General features: G+C 52.7%; 26 protein-coding genes. 20 read left to right on the plus strand and 6 right to left on the minus strand.

Features of this window, described 5'->3' with window-relative positions; translation table 11 throughout:
- Nucleotides 1–1,471: 1,471 nt before the first annotated feature.
- The 4 genes from OEV49_10510 to OEV49_10525 all read left to right on the plus strand — a co-directional run bounded on the left by OEV49_10510 (nt 1,472) and on the right by OEV49_10525 (nt 4,301).
- A complete protein-coding gene (locus OEV49_10510) occupies nt 1,472–1,888 on the plus strand; it encodes a secondary thiamine-phosphate synthase enzyme YjbQ (protein ID MDH3891503.1) in 417 nt (138 codons plus the stop codon).
- A 14-nt stretch (nt 1,889–1,902) separates the two neighbouring features.
- Nucleotides 1,903–2,910, plus strand: coding sequence for an S-methyl-5-thioribose-1-phosphate isomerase (gene mtnA / locus OEV49_10515; protein MDH3891504.1), 1,008 nt, complete (start codon nt 1,903–1,905; stop codon nt 2,908–2,910).
- Between the two features lie 3 nt (nt 2,911–2,913).
- Nucleotides 2,914–3,576 (plus strand): hypothetical protein, encoded by a 663-nt coding sequence (locus OEV49_10520; GenBank protein ID MDH3891505.1) that lies wholly within the window; start codon nt 2,914–2,916, stop codon nt 3,574–3,576.
- A 104-nt stretch (nt 3,577–3,680) separates the two neighbouring features.
- Nucleotides 3,681–4,301 carry a SprT-like domain-containing protein gene (locus OEV49_10525; protein MDH3891506.1) on the plus strand — a complete coding sequence of 207 codons (621 nt, stop codon included), beginning with the start codon at nt 3,681–3,683 and terminating at the stop codon, nt 4,299–4,301.
- On the opposite strand, the gene OEV49_10530 is transcribed toward OEV49_10525, so the two are convergent.
- On the minus strand, nt 4,298–4,606 hold the full coding sequence (locus OEV49_10530) for a hypothetical protein (protein ID MDH3891507.1): 309 nt from the start codon (nt 4,604–4,606) through the stop codon (nt 4,298–4,300). The genes OEV49_10525 and OEV49_10530 overlap by 4 nt on opposite strands.
- A 180-nt stretch (nt 4,607–4,786) precedes the next feature.
- Here OEV49_10530 and ahpC point away from each other — a divergent pair, with 180 nt between their 5' ends.
- The 7 genes from ahpC (at nt 4,787) to frr (ending at nt 9,450) form a co-directional block, all read left to right on the plus strand.
- Nucleotides 4,787–5,350 (plus strand): alkyl hydroperoxide reductase subunit C, encoded by a 564-nt coding sequence (gene ahpC / locus OEV49_10535; protein MDH3891508.1) that lies wholly within the window; start codon nt 4,787–4,789, stop codon nt 5,348–5,350.
- A 412-nt stretch (nt 5,351–5,762) separates the two neighbouring features.
- Nucleotides 5,763–6,194 (plus strand): 50S ribosomal protein L13, encoded by a 432-nt coding sequence (rplM, locus tag OEV49_10540; GenBank protein ID MDH3891509.1) that lies wholly within the window; start codon nt 5,763–5,765, stop codon nt 6,192–6,194.
- Nucleotides 6,195–6,207: 13 nt separating this feature from the next.
- Nucleotides 6,208–6,600 (plus strand): 30S ribosomal protein S9, encoded by a 393-nt coding sequence (rpsI, locus tag OEV49_10545; protein ID MDH3891510.1) that lies wholly within the window; start codon nt 6,208–6,210, stop codon nt 6,598–6,600.
- 132 nt (nt 6,601–6,732) lie between these two features.
- Entirely contained in the window at nt 6,733–7,524 is a 792-nt protein-coding gene (gene rpsB / locus OEV49_10550) for a 30S ribosomal protein S2 (protein ID MDH3891511.1), read from the plus strand.
- A gap of 20 nt (nt 7,525–7,544) precedes the next feature.
- Nucleotides 7,545–8,138 carry a translation elongation factor Ts gene (tsf, locus tag OEV49_10555; GenBank protein MDH3891512.1) on the plus strand — a complete coding sequence of 198 codons (594 nt, stop codon included), beginning with the start codon at nt 7,545–7,547 and terminating at the stop codon, nt 8,136–8,138.
- A gap of 1 nt (nt 8,139) precedes the next feature.
- Nucleotides 8,140–8,865 carry a UMP kinase gene (gene pyrH / locus OEV49_10560; GenBank protein ID MDH3891513.1) on the plus strand — a complete coding sequence of 242 codons (726 nt, stop codon included), beginning with the start codon at nt 8,140–8,142 and terminating at the stop codon, nt 8,863–8,865.
- Nucleotides 8,866–8,892: 27 nt separating this feature from the next.
- Nucleotides 8,893–9,450: a ribosome recycling factor gene (gene frr, locus OEV49_10565; protein ID MDH3891514.1), complete on the plus strand. Its 558-nt coding sequence runs from the start codon at nt 8,893–8,895 to the stop codon at nt 9,448–9,450.
- Between the two features lie 444 nt (nt 9,451–9,894).
- Here frr and OEV49_10570 read toward each other — a convergent pair whose 3' ends face one another.
- From OEV49_10570 to OEV49_10585, 4 genes are all read right to left on the minus strand, one after another.
- Nucleotides 9,895–10,128, minus strand: coding sequence for a DUF2188 domain-containing protein (locus tag OEV49_10570; GenBank protein MDH3891515.1), 234 nt, complete (start codon nt 10,126–10,128; stop codon nt 9,895–9,897).
- A gap of 11 nt (nt 10,129–10,139) precedes the next feature.
- On the minus strand, nt 10,140–10,742 hold the full coding sequence (lexA, locus tag OEV49_10575) for a transcriptional repressor LexA (protein ID MDH3891516.1): 603 nt from the start codon (nt 10,740–10,742) through the stop codon (nt 10,140–10,142).
- Between the two features lie 194 nt (nt 10,743–10,936).
- Nucleotides 10,937–11,377, minus strand: a complete 441-nt coding sequence (locus OEV49_10580; GenBank protein MDH3891517.1) for a CBS domain-containing protein — start codon at nt 11,375–11,377, stop codon at nt 10,937–10,939.
- A 165-nt stretch (nt 11,378–11,542) separates the two neighbouring features.
- On the minus strand, nt 11,543–11,983 hold the full coding sequence (locus OEV49_10585; protein ID MDH3891518.1) for a CBS domain-containing protein: 441 nt from the start codon (nt 11,981–11,983) through the stop codon (nt 11,543–11,545).
- On the opposite strand from OEV49_10585, the gene OEV49_10590 reads away from it, so the two are divergent.
- From OEV49_10590 to uvrC, 6 genes are all read left to right on the plus strand, one after another.
- Nucleotides 11,967–12,803, plus strand: coding sequence for a hypothetical protein (locus OEV49_10590; protein ID MDH3891519.1), 837 nt, complete (start codon nt 11,967–11,969; stop codon nt 12,801–12,803). The genes OEV49_10585 and OEV49_10590 overlap by 17 nt on opposite strands.
- Before the next feature lie 141 nt (nt 12,804–12,944).
- Nucleotides 12,945–13,709 (plus strand): isoprenyl transferase, encoded by a 765-nt coding sequence (locus OEV49_10595; GenBank protein MDH3891520.1) that lies wholly within the window; start codon nt 12,945–12,947, stop codon nt 13,707–13,709.
- Complete coding sequence (locus tag OEV49_10600) at nt 13,706–14,566, plus strand: phosphatidate cytidylyltransferase (protein ID MDH3891521.1); 861 nt, start codon at nt 13,706–13,708, stop codon at nt 14,564–14,566. The genes OEV49_10595 and OEV49_10600 overlap by 4 nt, the downstream gene beginning before the upstream one ends.
- The gene (locus OEV49_10605) at nt 14,566–15,477 is read left to right on the plus strand and encodes a UbiA family prenyltransferase (GenBank protein ID MDH3891522.1); all 912 of its coding nucleotides are present in this window, start codon (nt 14,566–14,568) and stop codon (nt 15,475–15,477) included. The genes OEV49_10600 and OEV49_10605 overlap by 1 nt, the downstream gene beginning before the upstream one ends.
- A gap of 158 nt (nt 15,478–15,635) precedes the next feature.
- Nucleotides 15,636–16,001 carry an NlpC/P60 family protein gene (locus OEV49_10610; GenBank protein MDH3891523.1) on the plus strand — a complete coding sequence of 122 codons (366 nt, stop codon included), beginning with the start codon at nt 15,636–15,638 and terminating at the stop codon, nt 15,999–16,001.
- Entirely contained in the window at nt 15,998–17,815 is a 1,818-nt protein-coding gene (gene uvrC, locus OEV49_10615; protein MDH3891524.1) for an excinuclease ABC subunit UvrC, read from the plus strand. Before OEV49_10610 ends, uvrC begins: the two co-directional genes overlap by 4 nt.
- A gap of 25 nt (nt 17,816–17,840) precedes the next feature.
- On the opposite strand, the gene OEV49_10620 is transcribed toward uvrC, so the two are convergent.
- On the minus strand, nt 17,841–19,409 hold the full coding sequence (locus OEV49_10620; GenBank protein MDH3891525.1) for a tetratricopeptide repeat protein: 1,569 nt from the start codon (nt 19,407–19,409) through the stop codon (nt 17,841–17,843).
- A 1,147-nt stretch (nt 19,410–20,556) separates the two neighbouring features.
- Between OEV49_10620 and xseA the strand changes: the two genes are divergently transcribed.
- The 3 genes from xseA to OEV49_10635 are packed head-to-tail and all read left to right on the plus strand — an operon-like array spanning nt 20,557 to nt 22,902.
- Complete coding sequence (gene xseA / locus OEV49_10625; protein MDH3891526.1) at nt 20,557–21,783, plus strand: exodeoxyribonuclease VII large subunit; 1,227 nt, start codon at nt 20,557–20,559, stop codon at nt 21,781–21,783.
- The gene (locus OEV49_10630; GenBank protein ID MDH3891527.1) at nt 21,773–22,018 is read left to right on the plus strand and encodes an exodeoxyribonuclease VII small subunit; all 246 of its coding nucleotides are present in this window, start codon (nt 21,773–21,775) and stop codon (nt 22,016–22,018) included. Before xseA ends, OEV49_10630 begins: the two co-directional genes overlap by 11 nt.
- Nucleotides 22,018–22,902, plus strand: a complete 885-nt coding sequence (locus OEV49_10635; protein ID MDH3891528.1) for a polyprenyl synthetase family protein — start codon at nt 22,018–22,020, stop codon at nt 22,900–22,902. The genes OEV49_10630 and OEV49_10635 overlap by 1 nt, the downstream gene beginning before the upstream one ends.
- The last annotated feature ends 2 nt before the right edge of the window (nt 22,903–22,904 follow it).

Raw genomic sequence — 22,904 nt, forward strand, 5'->3', positions numbered from 1 at the left:
TTTTGTGGCACCCCGGACTTGATCCGGGGTCCAGTCTTGTAGGTCAGGAACTTTGTGCTTCTGACTTTCTTTTGTGGACGCTGAGACATGCCGGTCTGGACAATGGAACCGTCTGGCGTACGGTTCTGAATCTCAATAGATCTTCTTCAGGTTCGGGCAAGGTGAGACCGAACCGCTAAGACTGGGTTCAAAACAGCAACACAATTATGCCCGACCAAAATAGAATTGTGTATATGAGGTTTGCGATTAGCACCTTCAGTTCTTGCACAAAACTGGTTTGGATGGCGTTTCGAAGTTGGATGTTTCCAGCCTTCTGCTGTCTCGCAACTTCCAGGATTTTCTGGAAACCCCATATGTAGAACTCGATTGCGAAGCTAAGCTTCTGTTGTGCTGCCTCCATGTCAACATTTCGGCTGAAGGATGATACCATGACCATACTGGTGAAAAGTGCAATCGTTCTGATCATGAGTGGGACCCAACAGATGAGACCGAGGGGTGTCCACAGGACGAGTGTGACGAGAACAGCCCCAATGCGAATAAACTGTACGAACTTGTCCAACAAGGTCACTGGCGCACCTCATCCATTTGTCATCGAATGCTTGCATAACAGAGAGAATCGTGGTTCAATATCCGCGAACGATGCAATAGCGAGCACACAACCCTCCGGCTAATTCAGTCTCAATTATAACGGCTCAGATTCAGGTGTCAAGCGCGAAATCTTGCCCGACACCTCGCGCTCCATGCTGTCAACAATAATGAAGCACTCTACGGTTGAGTTCCGGGTGACACAGGGTCACGCCCTGTTCTTCTCGCTACGCGAGTGTCGAAACCGCAGGTGGCCCACAGCTTGCTGTGGGAAGTGTCGATAATCTTCATCACCCTTCAACTCCACTCAATACAAGGTTGTCGAAACCTCGCTCCGCGAATCCTTCGGATCAGGGGTTTCGACCTACAAGAAGAGCCCACACAAAAAAACACCGGGATAGCTCTCAACTTCTACCCCGGTGAACACCCGCGCAGAGAGGTTACTACATTCTCAAAAACACGCGGTTATAAGACCTTCCGTGGCTCTCGTGACAAATCGCTATCAGCTTCCAATGCTATCGCGACTGAGTCCCGAAGAAATCCTTTTGTGGTTAAACAATCCTATTCAAGAAAAGGTGCCCGAATATGCTGCGCTCATGCCTCGACTGCGCTCGGCATGAATGGGCTGGACCCCGGCCTTCGCCGGGGTGACAGAGTTGGCAGATGTGGACATCTGCCACGCACGGTACGGTATTGTGCCCGTTTTCGGGTGGCACCCTCAAACTCGGTTTGGGGGTGGCTCTTCTCGTTGTCCCTTCCCAAACAAGGTTTGAGACGGCCACCCGTCGCAGTCAATGAAGATGGATGCCGGATCAAGTCCGGCAAGACAGATGGCGGCGCAAATTAACTTTGACAATTGCAGGGCTGCACCGTAAAGTTCAAGCTAATGGTAGTAAGCAAAGAAATCACTCTTACCAGCCGGGGTGCCGGCGATATAATCGACGTCACGCCGCAGTTGCGCGAAGCGGTAGTTGCATCGGACGTTTCCAATGGCACCGTGACCGTCTTCGTGCCGGGCTCAACGGCCGGTTTGACGACGATAGAATACGAACCCGGTTTGCTGCAAGACCTCCCGGAGTTTTGGGAAAAGCTGATCCCGTCCGATCGGAGTTACCATCACGATGAGACATGGCACGACGGCAACGGCTTCTCCCATTTGCGTGCCGCCTTGATCGGACCGGATATAACGGTGCCCTTTGTCGATGGAACTCTCACCCTGGGTACGTGGCAGCAAGTAGTGTTTCTTGAATTCGATAACCGTGGTCGCAACCGGCAGTTGATCGTACAGATAATCGGAGAGTGAACAAACAGGCATCTATGAACTTCTCGACCATCAGACGACAAGACAACAAGGTAGTGATCCTGGCCCAAACACGCTTGCCGGCTGAGGAAAAATACCTCGAACTTGAGGACTATCGTGACGTGGTTGAGGCGATCAAGTGCCTTGATGTGCGGGGCGCTCCGGCCATCGGAATCGCGGCGGCTTACGGTATGGCCCTGGCCGTGCATCAGACCGGTCGTTTCGATGCTGAGTTTGTGGAGGAGGTTGCCCGGCGCTTCAAGGACTCACGCCCGACCGCGGTCAATCTGTTTTGGGCGGTTGATCGTATGCTTAACAAAGCGAGTCAATTGCCGACGGAAGAAATCCACGATACCCTCAGTGCATTGTGGGCGGAGGCCGAAGCAATCCACGAGGAAGACCGCAGCATGTGTCGGCAGATAGGCAAACATGGAGCGACACTAATCAACGATGGAGACGCCATACTCACTCATTGCAATGCAGGTGCGCTGGCTACGGGCGGGATCGGCACCGCTCTCGGTGTGATTTACACGGCGCACGATCAAGGGAAGAAGATGCAAGTGTACGCCGATGAGACCCGTCCGCTGTTGCAAGGTGCGCGGTTGACCGTGTGGGAGTTGATGCGGGCGGGAATTGATGTAACCCTGATCTGCGACAACACGGCCGGGATGCTCATGAAGCAGGGCGAGATCAATCATGTTATTGTGGGAGCCGACCGGATAGCAAAAAACGGTGACTTTGCCAACAAGATCGGAACATACTCGCTGGCGGTACTGGCCGAACATCATGATGTGCCGTTCTATGTCGCAGCGCCGGCCTCGACTTTCGATGACGAAACAGAAACCGGTGATGATATTGTGATTGAGGAGCGATCACCCCACGAAGTGACCGAAGGGTTCGGAGATCGCACGGCACCTGACGATGCGCATGTCTACTCGCCGGCCTTCGATGTGACACCGTTGGCGCTGGTTACGAGTTTCATCACTGACAATGGTGTCAAGCCCGGTGGCAGGAAGGAAAAGTGAAGAGTGTTCTACCCCGAAGATGAGCCGGTTCCGGTTGGATTGATAAGTCAGAACATGGTTCTTGAGCCATTGAGTACCAGACATCTTGAGTTGGATTATGGTGCAGTGATGGAGAGCAAAGAACTGCTTCGTAGGTGGAGTCTGAGCGACTGGCCGAGCGACAGTTTTACTATCGAAGAAAACGCCGCCGACCTGGCGCGGCATGAGTCTGAACATTTCGACCGAGTCGCTTTCACTTATACAGTTTTGAATCCCGCCGCGACCGAGTGCCTTGGTTGTCTGTATATCAAACCGCTCGGCGAAACAGTTCGTGCCGCTTTGTCAACGGCCTTGTGGGCGGAAGATGCCCCTGTGCGTACCGGCCTCGACTCCGCACGGCCTGACAATCATGTGGCGCACGAGGACGTACACCACGCACAGAGTGTAGAGCATATCGCCTGGGCGAGTTTTTGGGTCCGTCAATCGCGGCTGGCGGAGAATCTTGACCGCGTACTGCTTGAAAAACTGCTCTATTGGTTCGAGGAGGAATTCAGTTTTGACAAACTGCTATTTAGTACGGCCGAGAAAGATGACCGTCAGGTGTCGCTTTTTGCTGAGGTCGGGCTGAAACAGTTGCACCGGTCAGAAGCTCCCGATAACCGAGGAGCACGATTGTTTTTTGTGTAGGCAGCATCGCCGGAATCCGGCCCCAGGGCATCCGATTCTACACCTTTGAAGTTGATTCCCGGCCTGCCGATATGTATCAATAGATACAACAGGAACGATCAGATATGCGCCGCAACAAGTCTCAACAAAAAGCGCAGGCCGCGCTCAATTATGATCTCTTTCAAGTGGAGTCCCTAACCCTGCCGGCTCCGGCAACTCTTTATACCCGGATTCGTGAGGAGGCCGTTGCCGAACGGATGGTAGACTTGCCGACCACAGAAGTCGCTGGCGACTTGCCGACACTCGAAGAGCTTTATCGGATGTTTGATCGGTTCAATTGGATCTACTTCGAAGGTCGCCTACCTAAAGTGCAGATCGAATACTCAACCCGCATGTCTTCGGCTGGTTCTTATACGCCTGGGCGGCGACTGATTCGGATCGGACGCAAGTATCACCAGTTGTTCCCGGACGAAATCGCCGATACGCTGAAACATGAGATGATCCACATCCGCCACTTTCGGCACGACGCTGAATTCAAAAGGGAGGCGAAGCGGATAGGCGCCTCGGTCCGGGCCAAATCTCACCCCTCGCTGCGCAAGCCGCCCAGGTATCTGTACGTCTGCCCGCACTGCTCCCGCGAGTACCCCCGTCAGAAAAGACTTAGAATGGCCTCCTGTGGCGTGTGCTCCAAGGGCAGGAGGTTTGACAAGCGTTATAAGCTGAAGCTCAAAAAGCCACAGGCTTAATGCTCGGTCGGTTGCAGTTGCTCGGCCTTGGCTGCCTGGCCGTCTTCAACTACATTGACTTCGTTGCCCACCAGTTCGTTTATCAGGGCCATACATTCGACCAGGGCCAACAGGTTGCCGCCGGCCGTAAAGTACTTGATCAACCTCAACAGAACCAACTGAGGATGGCCGGTGCAACTGACAATATGCCCTTCCGGCGAGACGCCCAGCCCGGCTTTCTTGGCCTGTTGAAAAGCAATCTCCTCACCCACCAGTTCCGCCTGTTTCTTGATTGCATTTTCGAATAGCGCTAAAAACTTTTCCATAGCAGTTTTTTGTGAACTCTTTGTGCGTTTAGCTGTTTCTTCTGTTATCGGTCACTGATGATCGTACCTGAAGACCTCTCGTTTTTATTGCCGAATCGACTGACAGCAAATCCAGGGGTCTTGGGACTACGAGGAGACAAACGAATTTTGAAGAAGAGTATTTACAAAGGAGAAGCAACAATGGTACAGATCAATCATCCCGCCCCTGATTTTGATTTGGAGGCGTATCAGGCCAACGATATCGTCCGTGTTAATCTTAATGATCATCGTGGCAAGTGGGTCGTGCTGTTTTTCTACCCTGCCGATTTCACATTTGTCTGCCCGACCGAACTGGGTGACCTGGCCGACAAGTACGAGACCTTCCAGGAACTCGGCGCCGAGATTCTGGTAGCCTCGACTGATACTGTGTTTGTGCACAAGGCCTGGCATGATAGTTCGGAAACCATCGGTAAGATCAAGTTCCCGATGCTGGCCGATCCGACCGGACGCCTCAGTCGCGAGTATGGCGTCATGATCGAAGAAGACGGCCTGGCCCTTCGCGGTACGTTTATAATCGATCCCGACGGTATCGTGAAATCGTATGAGGTCAACGACAACTCGATCGGCCGCAGTTCCGATGAGCTTATCCGCAAGCTTCAGGCGGCCAAGTTCGTCCGTGAGCACGGGGGAGAGGTCTGCCCGATGAATTGGAAACCGGGTGCTGAGACACTCAAGCCGGGTCTTGATTTGGTCGGTAAGTTGTAGAAGGCCGGGTACATTGCTTGGCTTTGTCGGGTGGCACCCTCAAGCTTGGCGGGTCCACGCCGCGGCGCGCAGGCGAAGACGGACCCACCCTACAAGACTGCATCACTCGCAACGGGCAAGGCTTGAGGCGACCACCCGGTGGTGGTTCATCCTTCGACTTCGCTCAGGATGAGGTTAGTGGGTGCCCAGTCTGAGCCGGGGTTGGCTTGGCCTGGGACTCATCGCCCGCCCCCGCAGAGCCAGGCGCATGGTTAAGTGGCTACAGGTAAACATTTTGAATCATAGGTCGATACTCTAAGGACAGGCCGGCTGACGGGCATTTTTTTTTCAGATTATGTTGACAAGCTCAGGAATAAGTGTATTTTCTTCGTCTGTCTGGTTTTGAAAAGGTAAAGAATAACTAGGTTTATTAATGAAGACTTTTGTACCGACTGTAGATCCGAATGGCCGCAAATGGTGGCTTGTAGACTTAAGTGACGTCATCATGGGTCGTTGCGCCACCAAGGTTGCGACAATTCTGAGAGGTAAGCACAGACCTACTTTCACTCCGCATCTGGATACCGGCGATCATGTTGTGGTGATAAACGCCAAATCCGTCAAGGTCACCGGAGCCCGGAAACCTGAGCAATTGGCTTATTACCATTATTCGGGTTACCCCGGCGGTTTGAAAAAGACCACCTTCGCCGAGAAGATGAAGAAGAAGCCGGAAGATACTTTCAGGCTGGCCGTGCGGAGAATGCTGCCGAAGAACCGGTTGGGACGTAAAATGCTCAAGAAGCTGCACGTCTACGCCGGACCGGAGCACCGTCACCATGCACAGAAACCGGAAAAAATAGAGCTATAACCGATAGAGGCAAATGGGACAGGATAATTTTTCAGCCACCGGACGTCGTAAAGAAGCGGTGGCGCGCGCCGTACTTAAGCCTGGTAAAGGCATATTCACGGTTAACGGCAAAGACGTAGTTGATCACCTTTGTCGCGAGACGCTTGTGGCGCATGCCAAAGAAGCGCTTTTGGTAACAGAACACCAAAATAGCTTCGATATTCGATGCACAGCCAGAGGCGGCGGCATTCGTGGACAGGCCGGTGCTATCCGTTTGGCCGTGGCCAGGGCGCTGCTTGTCATGGATGAAAGCAACCGTGTCGTTCTGCGTAAGCATGGCTTGCTGACTCGCGATCCGCGCGAAGTGGAACGAAAGAAGTACGGTCAACCAAAAGCGCGTAAACGATTCCAGTTCTCCAAGCGTTAAGCTGGAGTTCTGTATCCCTGGGTGTCCAGGGAAATAAACAGCTCAGGCCGACTTGACCGATGGTCCCGCAATCTGCGGGTTTCGGTTGGGGATGACGCCGGGCAAAGAATAACTATCTTATCAGGATTCGCTATGATTTCTGCTCAAGTCAAGGAATTGTTGGAAGCTGGGGTGCACTTTGGTCATCAGACCCGGCGCTGGAACCCCAAAATGAAGCCGTTCATCTTTGCCGCCCGCAACGGTATTTACATCATTGATCTTCAGAAGACCGTCAATGCTCTGGAGGTGGCCAAGAAAAAAGTGGCCGAGGTGATCGGGCGCGGTCGGAGTATCTTGATGGTCGGGACCAAGAAACAGGCCAAAGAGGTAATACTGGAAGAAGCCAAGCGCTGCGGTGCTTTCTATGTCACCGAACGCTGGCTGGGCGGTATGTTGACCAATTTCGATACCATCAAAAACTCTATCAAGAAGCTCAAAGAGATCGAGCAAATGCAAGCCGACGGACGGGCAGAGAAATTCACCAAGAAAGAGCGGGCCAGGTTCGAAAACCAGGCCGCCCGTCTTAACAAGGTTCTCGGCGGCATCAAAGAGATGAACGTGCTGCCTGGGTTGATGATTGTGGTAGACTCGCGCAAAGAAAAGATCGCGGTGGCCGAGGCGGTCAAACTCGGTATTCCGATTGTAGGTATCGTTGATACTAATGCAGATCCCGATCCGATCGATTTTCCGATCGCGGGCAACGATGACGCCATTAAATCGATCCGGGTTCTGATCCGACAATTGGTCGATGCCAGTGTGGAGACCCAGACCGGTTTGACTCGCGAGGCCGTTGAGGCGGCCGCCGAAGAGGTTCGGGAAGTTGCGCCCACTGTTTACACCTCCGAAGAACCGGACGACGCTCCGCCCACCGACCCGACCGAATAGACACCGAAAGGCTACGAGAAATGCAAATAGATGCGAAAATGGTAAAAGAGCTTCGGGAACAAACCGGAGCAGGCATGATGGACTGCAAAAAAGCGCTCTCTGAAGTCGAGGGTGACTTCGAGCAAGCAGTCAAAGTTCTCAGGGAAAAGGGAATCGCCAAGGCGGCCAAGCGCTCCGGACGTAGTACCTCCGAAGGGCTGATCGCCTCCTATATCCACGCCGGTGACAAACTTGGTGTGATGGTGGAGGTTGCGTGTGAAACTGACTTTGTAGCGCGCACGGATGATTTCAAGGGTCTGGCTCGCGACATCGCCATGCATGTGGCTGCCGCTGCTCCTTTGTGTGTTGAGCGTGACGATGTCGACTCATCGTTGATCGAAAAAGAGCGCGAGATATATCGGCAGCAGGCTCTCAACGAAGGGAAGCCCGAGAAAATCGTTGATAAGATCGTTGACGGCAAGATCGAAAAATACATATCTGAAATCGTTTTGATGGAACAAGCCTTCGTGAAAGACAACGACAAGACAATCGCTGATCTTCTCAAGGAAAAAGTCGGGACTTTGGGCGAGAATATCCAGATCAAACGATTCAGCCGGTTCCGACTGGGCGAGTAGCATGGACCCCGACGACAGTTCAACGCCGACTCGAAGGGTTCTGATAAAGATCTCAGGCGAGGCTCTCACCGGTCCTGATCAGGTGGGAATTCATACGGCGACTGTACAGTCGATCTGTTCGCAGATAGCGGAAATAAAGAATCTTGGAATAGAGACGGCCATTGTCGTCGGTGGCGGCAATATTTTTCGGGGGCTGTCGGCCTCGCAGTTGGGTATGGATCGGGTCACAGCCGATTCGATGGGCATGCTGGCCACTGTGATCAACTCGCTGGCCATGATGGATACTCTGGAAAAGCTGGGCTGCTACACACGAGTGATGTCGGCGGTGGCTATAGAGGCGTTCACCGAGCCGTACATTCGAAGGCGGGCGGTGCGTCATCTGGAAAAAGGTCGATTGGTGATTTTCGCGGCCGGCACCGGTAATCCGTTTTTCAGCACCGATACGGCGGCCTCGCTTAGGGCCATGGAGATCAACGCCGAAGTTATGATCAAGGCCACCAATGTCGATGGCGTCTATTCGGCCGACCCGAAAAAGCACCCCGATGCGGAGTTTTATCCCAGGCTGAAATACATGGATATCCTGACAAAGGAACTGAAGGTTATTGATTCCACAGCCGTATCACTTCTGATGGAGAATGAAATCCCGGTCAGAGTTATTGACCTCAACAAACCGGGCAATCTAAAAAGAGCGGTGGTGGGGGAAGAGGTGGGTACGCTGATCTGTTAGGCAGCAATCTAAAGTGGGAGTTCGATTATGCTGGATGCAATTTACAAAGAATCACGAGAGCGGATGGCCAAAAGCGTGGAGTCGGTGCAGCGTGAGTTCGGCGCCGTTCGCACCGGCAAGGCGACAGTGCATCTTTTGGATACCGTCACGGTCGAAGCGTATGGAGCGAGCATGCCGTTGAACCAGGTGGCCACTGTCACCGTGCCGGAACCTCGGTTATTGGTGGTGCAGGCGTTCGACAAAGGAACGGTTGGCGAGATCGTCAAAGGAATTCAAAAAGCCGACCTTGGGTTCAACCCGGTAGTGGATGGTCAGATCATTCGCATCCCGGTGCCGGCCCTCAATGAAGAGCGCCGCAAAGAACTGGTCAGGCACTGTCACAACCTGGCCGAAGAGGGTCGGATTGCTATTCGCAATATCCGGCGCGATGCCAACGATCATATCAAGAAGGCTCAGAAGGACAAAGAGATTTCCGAAGATCAGGAACGGGACGGCCTCAATGAGGTTCAGAAAATGACCGGTGAGTACTCCGCTCAGGTGGACGCCCTACTTGAGGCGAAGGAAGCCGACGTTCTGGAAGTGTAGGGGGATCGGAGCCGCAAGGTTTTCGATCCTGTGGCACATGGCAAGCGTGGTGTAGTCGGCGCACGAGGACGTACGCCGGCCACATGAGACAAATGCCTACATGCGAGAGCACTCTAAATTGCTTGAGACACCTGATTACGTTGTTCCGTGACCCCACCCCCAGTCTCCACCCGCAAGTACCAAAATCTCAGATGTAAGACCGTGTTTAGTAAACGCGCGCTTAATCTTGTCGGTCAGATAGTCCCTGAGTTGTGCAACATTGGGCGAGTCGAACTTCCCAGCGACCATTGTTGTCGGTAATTGTACCGACCTGCCCCCGTCGGATGTTAGCGTTCCTGCTAGGCCTATCAGCGCGAGTTCAGAATATGCCTTCTGATAGTCTTGCTTATCTGCACCTTTCAAGTCAAAGGTGCACATGGCTAGATAACTCATGTGTCGGTCTCCTTAGTGTTTAGTGTCCCTGGGAGGAAACGGATCGTTTCCGTAGCTGTCTCTATCGCGTATTTGCCCTTTGCGATTGTGAATAAACAACTCGGTCTTGTCCTTCTGCGCAATTGGGCGACCCGCATTCTCTGCGGCGGCCTGGGTAAGATGGGTCGATATTGGTCTACTCGACCCGGCCCGCTTGACCTGCCAATTCTTACCTAACGGTGTGATGTGAATACTCTTTTTTGCCATAATCAAACCTCCTATCTGTTCTTAATGACATGTTTCACGATACCTGCGATCCGAAAATCCTGTGTTAAAACTATTGGTTGGTGTATCGGGTTGGATGACCTCGGGTGCAGCACTATCTTCGTGAGTTGGCGATGGAACTCCTTGATTGTTGCCTCTCCATCGACGATTGCCACAACGATATTCCTGTCTTGGGCAGTCGGCTGCTGTTCAACCAAGACGAGTTCCCTGTCCTCTATTCCAACCTGGTTCATCGAATCACCTATCGCTCTTAGCATGAAGTATCTCTGTCCCGACTTCAGCAAGCGTGCCGACACCGGAATCATCGCTTCCACATTCTCGTCTGCAAGCACCGGGGTGCCGCATGGTGCACTGCCTACGAGCGGAATGGACACCGTTTGGGCGTTCTCTTCATTATCAACGATGTCCTCAAGAACCGTAAGTTCCCCACGGCGCGGCCTATTGATATATCCTTTTGTCTCAAGTCGTTCTAGAACATACGCAGCGGCTCTTGGTGAACGATACCCTAGGTGTCGTTGTAAGTCACGAATTGACGGGGGCTTACCACTGTGCATTAGAGTGTTCCTTACGAAGGCCAAGGCGCGTAATTCCTTCATTGTCAGTCTTGCACTATTCATTGCAATTGGTGTATAATAGATTGCGTTAGCGGTGTCAAGTAAAAAAGTGTCGAAACCCGCCTTCGGCGGTCCCTCGGACCAGGGGTTTCGACCTACCTAAACTGTGTTTTTGTTGGAAGTGTGAGTATACGGAACTGGATGCCGGATCAAGTCCGACATGACGGGGTATTGTGCTACCCCGGATAGTCGCCGTCGAAGTAAAGCTTCAGATAACGGTTCTCAACAGCCATGCGTTTAATGCGAGTCTTGACAATGTCGCTTTGCGATACCAGACCCAACAGTTTGTCACGCTCAACAATCGGAATGTGGCGAATACGGTTTTTCATCATCATGCCGGCTACATAGTTCACATCATCCCCCGGCAATCCGACCAGTAGATCAGAGGTCATTACGTCTTTGACCTTGTAGTTCTTGAAGTCGGTCCGGTGTTCGAATATCAGTCGAAAGATGTCCTTGTCGCTCACGATCCCATCGAGCCTGCCCTTTGAGCTCAGAACCGGAAGGCAGCTAATGGCATTGTCGATGAGTAAACCCATCGCCTCGTCGATACCGGTTTCGGCAGTAGTAGTGATGATGTCACGTTTTTTTGATGTCAGAAGGTCTCTTACCAACATATTCAATTATCTCCAAAGAGCTATCAGTCTTGTTGCGGTTAGCTGGTGGACGGTCAGTGAGCAGTCTGCGGGTCACGGTTGCAGGTTGGCGGAAGGTCGGTCTCAAACACGTAACTTCCGCACCGCCCGGCCGTTTCCATGTGACCAATACGGTGAATCCCAGACTCAGCCCAGGTGCGTCCCTTCCATGTACATCTTAAGATACCGATTTTCGATCTCTATGTGCGTCATCTGCGCCTTGACCACATCACCCGGTGAGACCAACCCGATCATTTTTTTGCTCTCCATAATCGGGATATATCGAATATTGTTTTTGGCCATCAGACCGGCTATGTAATTCAGGTCGTCGTCCGGCATACCAATTATCAAATCAGAGGTCATCAGGTCTTCGGCGGTAAACTTTTCGAACTCCTCCTGGTTCTCGTACACAGCCTTGAAAATATCCTGATCATCCAGTATCCCGACCAGATTGCCCGTAGTGTCCAATACCGGCAGGCATCCGATCTTGTTGGAGATGAGCGTCTCCATAGCCGCGCGGACACCTGTTTTTGGGTCCACAGTAATGATCTCATGCGGTGAGGAACTCAGCATGTCTCTTACTAACATATCAAACCTCCTGTTTTATCTTCTCAATCCGTACTCCCCACGTAACGTTTCTGAAAGCCCGCCGACGGAAGAGTTTGACACAATTGTCAATATTGCAAGAGTGTCGGTTGGCAACTCTATATATTCTACGTATATTGGCCGTGTAATGTCAACAGAAAAGTGCCATAATTGGTTAGTATGGACCTTCCTACCCGTTATTACTCTGGCCTTATCGCTTTCGGCTTCGGACAACTACGGCGGGGATCAGGTTTTGGAGTTTTATTGCAAGCAGGCGGCAGCCGAATCTCAAAAAAACAACACTTTTGCAGGCGGCCTGCATGTAGAGGTCACTGCCCACAGCCTGTTTAAGCGAGTAGGTTCCGATGGTCGCATAACTTCGGTTGATACCGCCGTTATCTGTTACTGGTTTACCGGGGGCATACTTGACTCGCAGGTTGTCCAACGCTCCACGTCCGATGGGATACCTCCGGTAACGTTTGTCCGGCCGCAGGTGTTTTCAGATGACTACCTGTATACGTTTTTCCCCAACGACCCAGGCGGTGAGATGCTATCCATCGGATTTGATACGCCCGAGGACACCATGGCCCTGCCGGTTGGGTTGGCGGTGATCAGCCGCGATGAATACGTCCTGCATCGACTTTATTTGCACTATCCCAACATCAAGGGTTTCAAACATCTGTCCCGAGGATTCAGACTGACAGATGTCGGGGGGTACTTGTTTCCGGATTCCATTTGGGAAATCGGCGCCAAAGAAGGGGTGTTTTCCACCGAACAATACCGTCTGGAAACCGGGGTAGACTCCGTTATAGTCGATCCATGACGCGAACGACGTGTGGTGTCGGGCGAGTCGCCTGACCGCACCTCAGTTGGCTCTGTCTCCCGCTATTCCGAGTGATCCAGTTGCGCACACGGGGAGTTATTTGCGCTTGCCATGTTACTCGGTGCTTCGTAGCTTGACCGAATGAAATCGGGCGATGAACAACTCAAAGAAGCCATCCTCGGTCACGATGAGCCAATACCCAGGCATGTTGCGATAATCATGGACGGAAACGGACGCTGGGCGGCCAAGCGAAGCAAACCCCGAACAGCCGGTCATGAGGCCGGTGTAAAGGCTGTCAAACGGGTTGTTCTTGCGGCCGGCGAGATTGGCGTCGAATACCTCACTTTGTACACTTTTTCCGTTGAGAACTGGAAACGTCCCAGGGAGGAAGTGGCCGCCTTGATGTCACTTCTGAGTCGCACGACGCGCAAAGAGATCGATGAGTTGATGAAGAACGATGTCAAACTGATCACAACCGGCCGCATCGGCGGTCTATCGATTGCCCGTCGCAAGGTGTTGGCGCGCGCGGTTGAACAAACGCGCAACAACCGCGGCCTGGTGCTCAACCTGGCTCTGAACTACGGCGGTCGCACCGAGATTCTTGATGCCGTGAAGTCGATAGCCAACGCCGCAAAAGCAGGGATGATTCAACCATCTCAGATCGACGAAGAACTGTTCAGCGGCTTTCTGTATACGGCCAATTTGCCGGACCCCGATCTTTTGATACGCACTTCCGGAGAACAAAGGATATCGAACTTTTTGCTGTGGCAGACCAGTTACACGGAGCTGTATATCATTGATGCTTTGTGGCCGGACTTTGGACGCCGGGAACTGTTTGGGGCTATCGCCGACTACCAGCAGCGCGAACGCAGGTTCGGCAAGATCGGCAAGGGGAAACCGCGATGAGTCGCAATCTGATTCTTCGCATCTCGGTAGCGGCTGTTGCGATACCCGGAATCCTCTGGGCTTGCTATCGGGGCGGTGATTTCCTCCATGGGCTATTTCTAGCCTTCGCGCTGGTTGCCATTGGTGAGTACTTGTACCGAGAGGGTTACACTGTATTATCCGGTTATTTCTGGCTGAGTACCTTGTGCGTAACGGCAACTTACTTTTCAGCCGACTCATACGGCGCATGGCACGGCTACCCCAGGCCTCTGAATGGACTGGCAGCCATCCTGATCTTTTTCATAGTCACGGCCTTGATGTTTTCAGTTCGAAAGAAACCACCGGGCGAACTTTTCATACAGCACACCAGATTGGTTTGGGGCGTAGCCTACATCGGGCTGCTGTACCCGTTCGTCCGTCTGATCGGCCAGGGCTTTTTCATGTCTCGGGACGGAAACAGTGTTGGGTTTTACGAAGGCGGAGACTATCTGCTGTTCCTGTTCGGACTCCTCTGGGTCGGCGACACGGCTGCCATGGGCATCGGTAAATGGTTGGGACGCCTCAAACTGGCGCCGACCGTTTCGCCCAACAAAACCGTGGAAGGCTTCATCGGCGGGATAGTCGGAGCGCTCACTATTGGAGTGTTGATGTACTTCTGGAGATTGTCGCATGTTCCTTTGTACCACCTTCTGATATGTGCACTCGGCTGTTCGCTGTTTGGACAACTCGGTGATTTGGTCGAGTCAATGTGGAAACGATCTCTTGATATCAAGGACTCCTCCAATATCATTCCGGGTCACGGTGGGGTTCTTGATCGTTTCGACTCGCTACTGTTTGCCGCCCCCTTCATGTATGTTTACATGAAATCTATCCACTGATGAAACTAATCGACTACTTTTTCGCGGCCCGACCACTTTTGCATCTACCGGTCTGGTCCGTTTACCTGGTCAGCCTGTATCATTACCACCAAAACCTCGGCGAGAGCTTTAATCTCTGGCATCTCGGAACAATGTTCTGTCTGAGTCTGATGGCGGCCGGGGCGTTCTATGTCAATCAGATTTATGACTATGAATCAGACCTGCTAAACGACAAACTCGGTTTCCTGCAACGCGATCTGACCAGCCCGCGCGGATTCATCACAGCCTACCTGATCTGCGCCGTCTTGGGTGCAGCCTTTGCCGCTGTCGTGTCAAGACTGATGCTGCTGATTTTTCTGGAGGGATTCGTGGTCGCCTGGTTGTACTCGGCGCCGCCGTTCAGGCTGAAAGATCGACCGATGTCCGGCTTGCTGGCCAATGCCTGGTGTTTTGGGTTCTTGATTCCACTTGCAGTTTTGCCACCGATCGGTCTGTACCATTACTTTCGGTATTATTGGGTCTGGCCCTGTTATTTCTTTCTGACCGTGGCCTCAGTGCACATCATGACAACTCTGCCGGATCGCGCCGGTGATGCAGCGACCGATAAACGCACTGTGGCCGTAGTGCTTTCGCCGGTCACGGCCAAATCGATAGCTCTGATCTTGATGTTGGCCTCGGCCGCCCTGGCCTGGTGGAACGAACAGGCGGTTTTGGTGTATCTCTCGGTTTTCTCGTCTTTGCCTATATTGGTCAGTCTGGGGTTGAATTCTCAGCGCCTGGGGCTCCTCGCGGCCAAACTCCCACTGCTTTTGTTGACTCTGCTGGCCGGATACTACTATCCGGGATACCTTTTGTTTGTTGTTGCACTCGTTGTCGGTTGTCGGATATATTTCCACAAGACGTTTGGAATAGTATATCCGAAGCTGGACTGATGTATAGCAAACTTAGCATATTGATTCTTCTGGTCATCTCTGTCGGATGCCGACCTCACCCGCGTTATCGTACCGGGGGAGAGCAGCGACCTTCACAGGTTGAGCCGACGCGTCCGAAGCGTCTTTCGACCAATGACTCTTTGCGCCTGGGCGTGATTATGGAAAGCTACCTGGGCAAGCCATACGTGGGACAATCGAAATACGACAAAGGTGTCGACTGCTCGCATCTTGTGGCCAAAGTTTTCAAGAAATTCGACAATCGCGACCTGCCGCGCACGACGGCTCGGCAGTGGCTGATCGGGGAACCGGTTCATCGCAGACATCTCGCCTACGGTGACCTGGTGTTTTTCAAGACTGACGGCAGGCCGGTTGGGCATGTCGGCATCTGGACGGGCTATGGTGAGTTCCTGCATGCATCAAGCTCACGCGGCGTGATTATCAGCAAGCTCTCAGAAAGTTACTGGTCACAGCGCTATGTCGGAGCGCGGCGTATCCTGCTGGCGGCGGTTCGAGACGGAAAATGACACCGGTCAGACCAGAGCTTAGCCTGAAGCTCAAGAATCTGCCGACCTCGCCCGGCGTCTACATGTTCTACAACGACCAGGGCAAGATCATTTACATCGGCAAGGCCAAGAACCTTCGCAACCGAGTCCGCACCTATTTTCAATCGAAACGGCATCAAGAAGACAAAACGCGACGGATGGTGGCGCGGGCGGTCGATCTGGAACTGATGCTGACCGACAACGAGATTGAGGCGCTGATTCTTGAAGCAAATCTGATTCGTGAACACAAACCGCGCTATAATATCGATCTCAAAGACGACAAACACTTCCCATATATAAAAATCACCGCCGAGCCTTTCCCGCGTGTTCTGATCGTGCGGCGGCTCGAAAAAGACGGCGCCACTTACTTTGGCCCCTACACATCGAGTAAGAAGATGCGCAAGACGGTGGCCATGCTGACCCACATGTTCACCATTCGCACCTGCAACTACGTCATTCCGCATCCCACCGGCAAAAAGCAGAAAGTCTGCCTGGACTACCATATCAAGCGCTGCTTTGGACCCTGTGAGGATTTGCAGAGCCAGGACAATTACGCCGAACAGATAAACGCCATCGTCATGGTGCTGTCCGGAAAGTCACAGGCATTGATCGATCAGCTATCTGAGAAGATGCAGGCCGCCTCCGATGCAATGGAATTCGAAGAGGCTGCCCACCGTCGTGATCAGATCGATGCCGTCAAGGCACTCATGTTCAAGCAGAAAGTCGATGTCGGTGAACTAATCGACCGTGACATCGTGGCGCTGGCTCGTGAGGAGCGTGATGCCGTGGCCGTTGTCATGCAGATCAGGCAGGGAGCGTTGATCGGACGGCAGGACTTTCAGATGTCGGTCGACTCAGCTGACTCGGATCGGGTCGTGCTTGAAAACTTCATCGAACAGTATTACAACAAGCAGCCCAACCTGCCGGAAGAGATCCATCTGCCCTTTGAACCGACAGCAGTTCGGCTGCTGCGGGCCTGGTTGAAAAAACTTAGAGGTTCGGCGGTCAAAGTGGCCTCCCCGAAAAAGGGCGAGAAATTCAGGCTACTTGATCTGGCCACGGCCAATGCACGATTGTTGCTGGACGAGTTGTTGATCCAGAAGAAAAAGCAATCCGAACGTACCAGCAAAATGGTCACGGCCCTCAAAGACGAACTGAAACTGCCGCGTTCGCCACGGCGGGTGGTCTGTTTTGATATTTCGAACACGGGGGAGACCGATGCTGTTGGGTCGTGCGTTTATTTCGAAAACGCCAAACCGAAAAAGTCCGGCTATCGGCATTTCAAGATCAAAGGTGTGTCGGGGCAAGATGATTTCAGTATGATGCGCGAGGTGATCGGACGGTACTTTCACCGTATCGCCAAAGAGGATCAGACGCCGCCCGATTTGGTTGTTGTCGATGGTGGCAAGGGGCAGTTGTCATCGGCTGTGGCCGAGTTGAAGTCTCTGGGTTTTGCCGACCAATTGGTGATCGGACTGGCCAAGCGTCTGGAAGAAGTTTTTGTGCCGGGCATATCCGATTCTATCGTGATCAACCGTGCCTCACCTGCTTTGATGCTGCTTAAACAGGTCCGCGATGAAGCTCATCGTTTTGCGATCACTTACAACCGTAAAGTGCGTTCTAAGCGCACGATCAAGTCTGCCTTGGACGACATCCCCGGCATTGGCCCTGCAAAGCGCACGATGCTATTAAAACACTTCGGCTCCATCAAAGCCATCAAGGCTGCTACGGTAGAGGAGTTGATGGCGTTGAAAGGGATCACTAAAGAGCTGGCGGAAAGGGTGCGGGGGGGTTAGGGGGCATGAAGGAAATAGTGTGGCCTCACTGCCCTTCGGGGATTATCTTTTGTCCGACGGAATCGATCATGCTCAAGAGTTCCAGAGCCTCAGGCCAGTCTTTCTCGTACTCCAGCGCAAATTGAAGCGCTTCTAGGGCTCTGTCCGGTGCATTTTCCTCTTGGAACCTCAGCGCGAGATTCAACGTGAGTTCAGGGTGTTCACTACCATGCTTCAAGGCTTCGTTGTATGCCACAATAGCTGAGTCATGTTGCCCAATCCGGGAGAATGCTTCCCCACGTCGAAGCATTGCGGATAGTCTGCTTCGACTGGCTTCCAGATCATAGGCAATTTCAAGGTCACTCAGAAACTGTATCGAATCACCTTCCAAGTAGTTGAGAACCGCTCGCTCAATCCTTGCTTCCGGGAAAGAGGGTCGATACGTCAGTGCAGTTTCGAGCGCGGAGAGTGCTTCTGCGCGGGTCGAATCAACCTTGCCCAAGGCAACGCCCTTGTAGTACCACCCTTGAGGGTTGTTTCTGCCCAAGGTCAATGCCCTGTCGACACATGCGATGGCCGCCCTGTAACGGCCAAGTTCGATGAACGCGCCAGCGTTGGTTACCAAGGCCATGCCGATATCCTTGCCATACAGGAAGGAGCTATCTAGGCTCGCAAGCGCAGAATCAGTTTCGCCTCGTCGAGCATGAGACAAGCCACGAAAGGACCATGCCTCGGGGAATCCCTTGCGAAACTCGAGTGCGGTGTTGAGGCTGGCAATAGCATCATAGTGCCGCCCAATGGTTGAATGTACCATACCCTTTCCGAACCAGGCCAAGACATACTGGCTGGAGTCCTCTATTGCAGCCTGGAAATACGCCAGTGCTCGTGCGTACTCCTCCAGTCTGTAATAGTACATTCCAATAAAATAGTCCCGTATTCCTGGTCTTGCGGCGATGGACTCAGCGGTTCGCATGCTAGCTTCGGCTTCAACGTTCCTCCCAAGATCCAGTAAAGCAATAGACCTATTCAACCAAGCTTCCGCGTAATCTGGTTTCAACTTCAGTACAGCATTGAAGTCCTCAAGCGCAGCTGGCGTATTCCCGCCGAATTGACAGGCTAATCCACGGAAATAAAGCCAGTCGCTCTTCAGCACTGAATCCGGAGTGCCGCGTGCAATGAGGGTATCGAGCATCGTTATTGCACTGTCGAATTCGCCCATTCCTATTCTCACAAGGGCACTGTCAAAGAGAGTGTGAGTCTGTCCAATCACAGATGTTACTGCTTGGTCTAGCATACGTTGCTGGTCCACCGGTGAGTTAGCCACTGGCACTTCCCAACTCATTTGATCCCGGTACTCATCAAACTTGTAAACATCATTGGAGCGGCTAAGGGCCGAGACTGGTTGTTCTATTTGTGAAAGGTGGAATATGAGCAGCCCGAAAAACACAGGTAACACAGCGAGGCGTGAGATTCTTAGTATTCTGAAGTAAACCGTAGCGGATAGCCGTTCGTAGCGTCGTTCTGCCACGGTCAGAAGGTGGAATAGCAAAAACACCACAAACGACACAAGTATCCATGCCCATGCCTGCCCCACAAATTGTAAGATAGAAGTCATATTATCACTTATGGCTTTCGAGCGATATCATTCGGGTGCTCACAGAATGTTCAGTGATTCCTGCTGATGTTGATTGGGCGCAATCGCCTTAGTACTCAAATACCACCTCTCCGTCGGTGTAATAATGAGAAAAACTAGGAGAATAAAGAACAGGGTAACCAAACCAGTGCTTGTCAGGACGTGTCTCCAGATGAAACTACGTTTCCCAGCGGCTTGGATCTTCCTGAATGCTGTAACCCTCTTATGAAGGTTCATCATGTTTGAGACTCGGTTCGCGCCGTTGGAGCTAATACGGAGTGATATTCTGTCGCCTTCAGTTAGCTCCAAGTCATCTGGTAAGTTGAGCAGCAACTGGCTAGTATTAGGGTCCCATTCTCGATACTGCCTTAAGTGGTTTGGCTCGATAGCCTTAATAATGGGCTCAATCTCAAAGCCGAAGGATGCCTCCAGACCACACACGGTGCAGTCCAAAACGTCAATTGTGACATCCGTAGTTGCCGAACCAGCCAACACCGACTGTTCGCACTTGACCTCAAGACAAGACGTATTGCTCAACTCAGCAATGAGAGCTCCTGTAACACCAACCACAATCGGTATGAATATCGCCTTCAGGATTATCAGAGTGCGAGCCGCTAACTTCTGTCTGTCTAATGCCATAAGCGTTGTGCTGCCACGTATCGGCTTGGCGTCCTGCCAACCCCGCTTGAACGAAAACTGGACTTTCTTGACACCATGTTTTCGTGGGCCTCAATTACCGCGTTATTCCCGTTCTTCATAACCATCCCCGCACTCACCAAGCTGATCCGTGCCCATTCCCACAGCACTCCGTCACATTAGACGACGTCGCAGATGTCTGTTCCCTAAGTAGTATATGTCGTCGGTTTTTCAACCCTTCGTTGAAGAGAATATAATCATACGGATGTGACTAGTCAACCCCTTCGGGAAAGAAACTGGAGTTTTGTGACATCGAATTTACGTGGGCCTTCAATACCGCGTTACGGCCGCATGGTTATCACGTTCAGCATTTATGTGACCACAAACAACGGTACTGCCGAACTGTGGCAGTGAGAAGGGATGGTTTTCTGGTGAATCTCACTCTCCGCAATAGTTATTGCCCCAACACATCCCAAACCAGTATACTCCACTCATGACAACAACAGCGACGCAGGCATATACGGTATCGGCGATCACGCGCAGGATCAAAGAGGCGCTGGAATCGACCATGCAAGGAGTGTGGGTCGAAGGCGAAGTGTCCAACTATATTCATCACAGCTCCGGGCACAGGTATCTCAATCTCAAAGATGAACGCGCCACAATCAAACTCACCATCTGGCGATCAGTCGGAGGATACCTCAAGTTCGAACCGGAGAACGGACAGAAGGTGCTCGCGTTCGGAGATGTCACAGTCTATGAAAAAGGTGGCAACTACCAACTCAACTGTCGCAAACTCGTCCCGGTCGGAGTGGGGGAGTTGGAACTGGCTTTCAGGCAACTTCATGAAAAGCTGGAAGCTGAAGGATTGTTCACCGCTGAACGTAAACAGGAACTGCCGCCATTTCCGCAGAAGATCGGCGTGGTCACATCACCGACCGGGGCAGCCATCCGTGACATTATTCAGATCGCCCGTCGTCGCAACAACTCAGTCGAATTGATAATCTACCCGGCTCAGGTGCAAGGAGACGGTGCCGAGAAAACAATCGCCGCCGGGATTGAATATTTCAACAGCCGCCAAGATATAGATATTGTCATCACCGGACGCGGCGGCGGGTCGCTTGAGGACCTCTGGCCGTTCAATACCGAGTTGACCGTGCGAGCAATCGCCGCTTCGAAGATACCGGTGATCTCAGCGGTCGGTCATGAGGTCGACACCACCCTGGCCGATCTGGTGGCCGATCTGCGCGCGCCGACGCCGTCAGCCGCGGCAGAGTTGGCCGTCTGGTCCAAGCGCGAGATGGCTGAGCGGCTTGACGCCTATTCGCGGAGTCAGGCATCGCAATTGGAGCAGATGGTGAGTCTGGCTCGTCGCGAGTTGTCTTCGCTGCTGGCCCGTCCTGTGTTTGCCCGGCCACTGGACTTGATCGCTCAGCGACAACAGTATTTGGACAGTCTTTCCAGAGCGCTTCAGACGGCTGGAAAAAACAGTTTTGAAAAGAGTAGCAACCGCTTATCTTTATCGCTTGCCCGGTTGGAGACGTTGTCGCCGCTGAACATTCTGGCGCGCGGGTACGCGGTCAGCCGACGGCTTCCGAAAGGGAGTTTGATTCGTTCGGTCAAAGATGTTCTCCCCGGCGATCGTATGGAAACTGTCCTCGCTGACGGCCGTATAAAGTCGTTTGTAGAGGAAACAAAATCGGATAGTGCAGATGACCGCTAAGAAAAAGACAAGAGATTTCGAATCGGCCCTTGAACGACTCGAAGAAATAACCGAGCAGTTGGAGTCGGGCGAGGCATCGCTGGAGCAATCGATAGAACTCTACACCGAGGGATTGCAACTGGCCAAAGACTGCCATCAAAAACTCAACGCGGCGGAAAAAAAGATTAAGATCATTACCGAAAAAAACAACCTCCCGGTCGAGACCGATTTTGAGTCTGCGGAGGCCGACGTTTGATGCCTTCGCCGACAATTGATGGCCGTGTTTTCCTGGAGACCGGGCGCAAGCTGGTCGACCGGCTGCTTGACAAACACTTGCCGGCTGAGTCTACCGAGCCGAAGAGTCTGCACGAGGCTCTCCGTTACTCTGTAATGGCCGGTGGCAAACGGTTGCGTCCGCTGCTGGCGATGGCCGCCTGTGAATACTGCGGTGGCGACACCGGCGGAGACGACAAGCCGATTCATAGGGCAATGATAGCTCTTGAGATGGTCCACACGTATTCGTTGGTCCATGATGATCTGCCATGCATGGATGATGATGACCTCCGGCGGGGCCAACCGACCTGTCACAAGAAATTCGGCGAGGCTATTGCGGTTTTGGCCGGTGATGCTCTTCATGATATCGCTTTTGAACTAATGGCCTCGACCGGTCGAACGGAGCCGGTGGTCGAACTGGCCCAGGCTATCGGCACCCAGGGGATGTTGGGTGGACAGATTGCGGATATCGAGGCTGAAGGGCGTGATGTGGACGAGGCCGAAATAGTCGAAATACATCGTCGCAAAACCGGCGCGCTGATTCGCTGCGCCGTGCGCGTGGGTGCGATCCTGGCCGATGCGCCGCCTGCGCTATTGGCCCGGATTACTCGTTTCGGCGAAAAAGTCGGTCTGGCTTTTCAGGTGATTGATGATCTTTTGGATATCGAAGGGGATCAGAAATTGTTGGGAAAGAAAGTCGGCTCCGATAGTAAGAACCTGAAAGCCACTTATCCCGGCGTGGTCGGAAAGGCTCGGGCGCGTCAGGTGGCTGTGAGGCTTATTGACGACGCCAAAGCCGCCCTTGAAAACGAGGATGACAACATGCTGCGGCAGATCGCCGAGTATATCGGGCAGCGACAAAGCTGAGC

This window comes from Candidatus Zixiibacteriota bacterium, from assembly GCA_029860345.1.
Taxonomy (GTDB): domain Bacteria; phylum Zixibacteria; class MSB-5A5; order GN15; family FEB-12; genus JAJRTA01.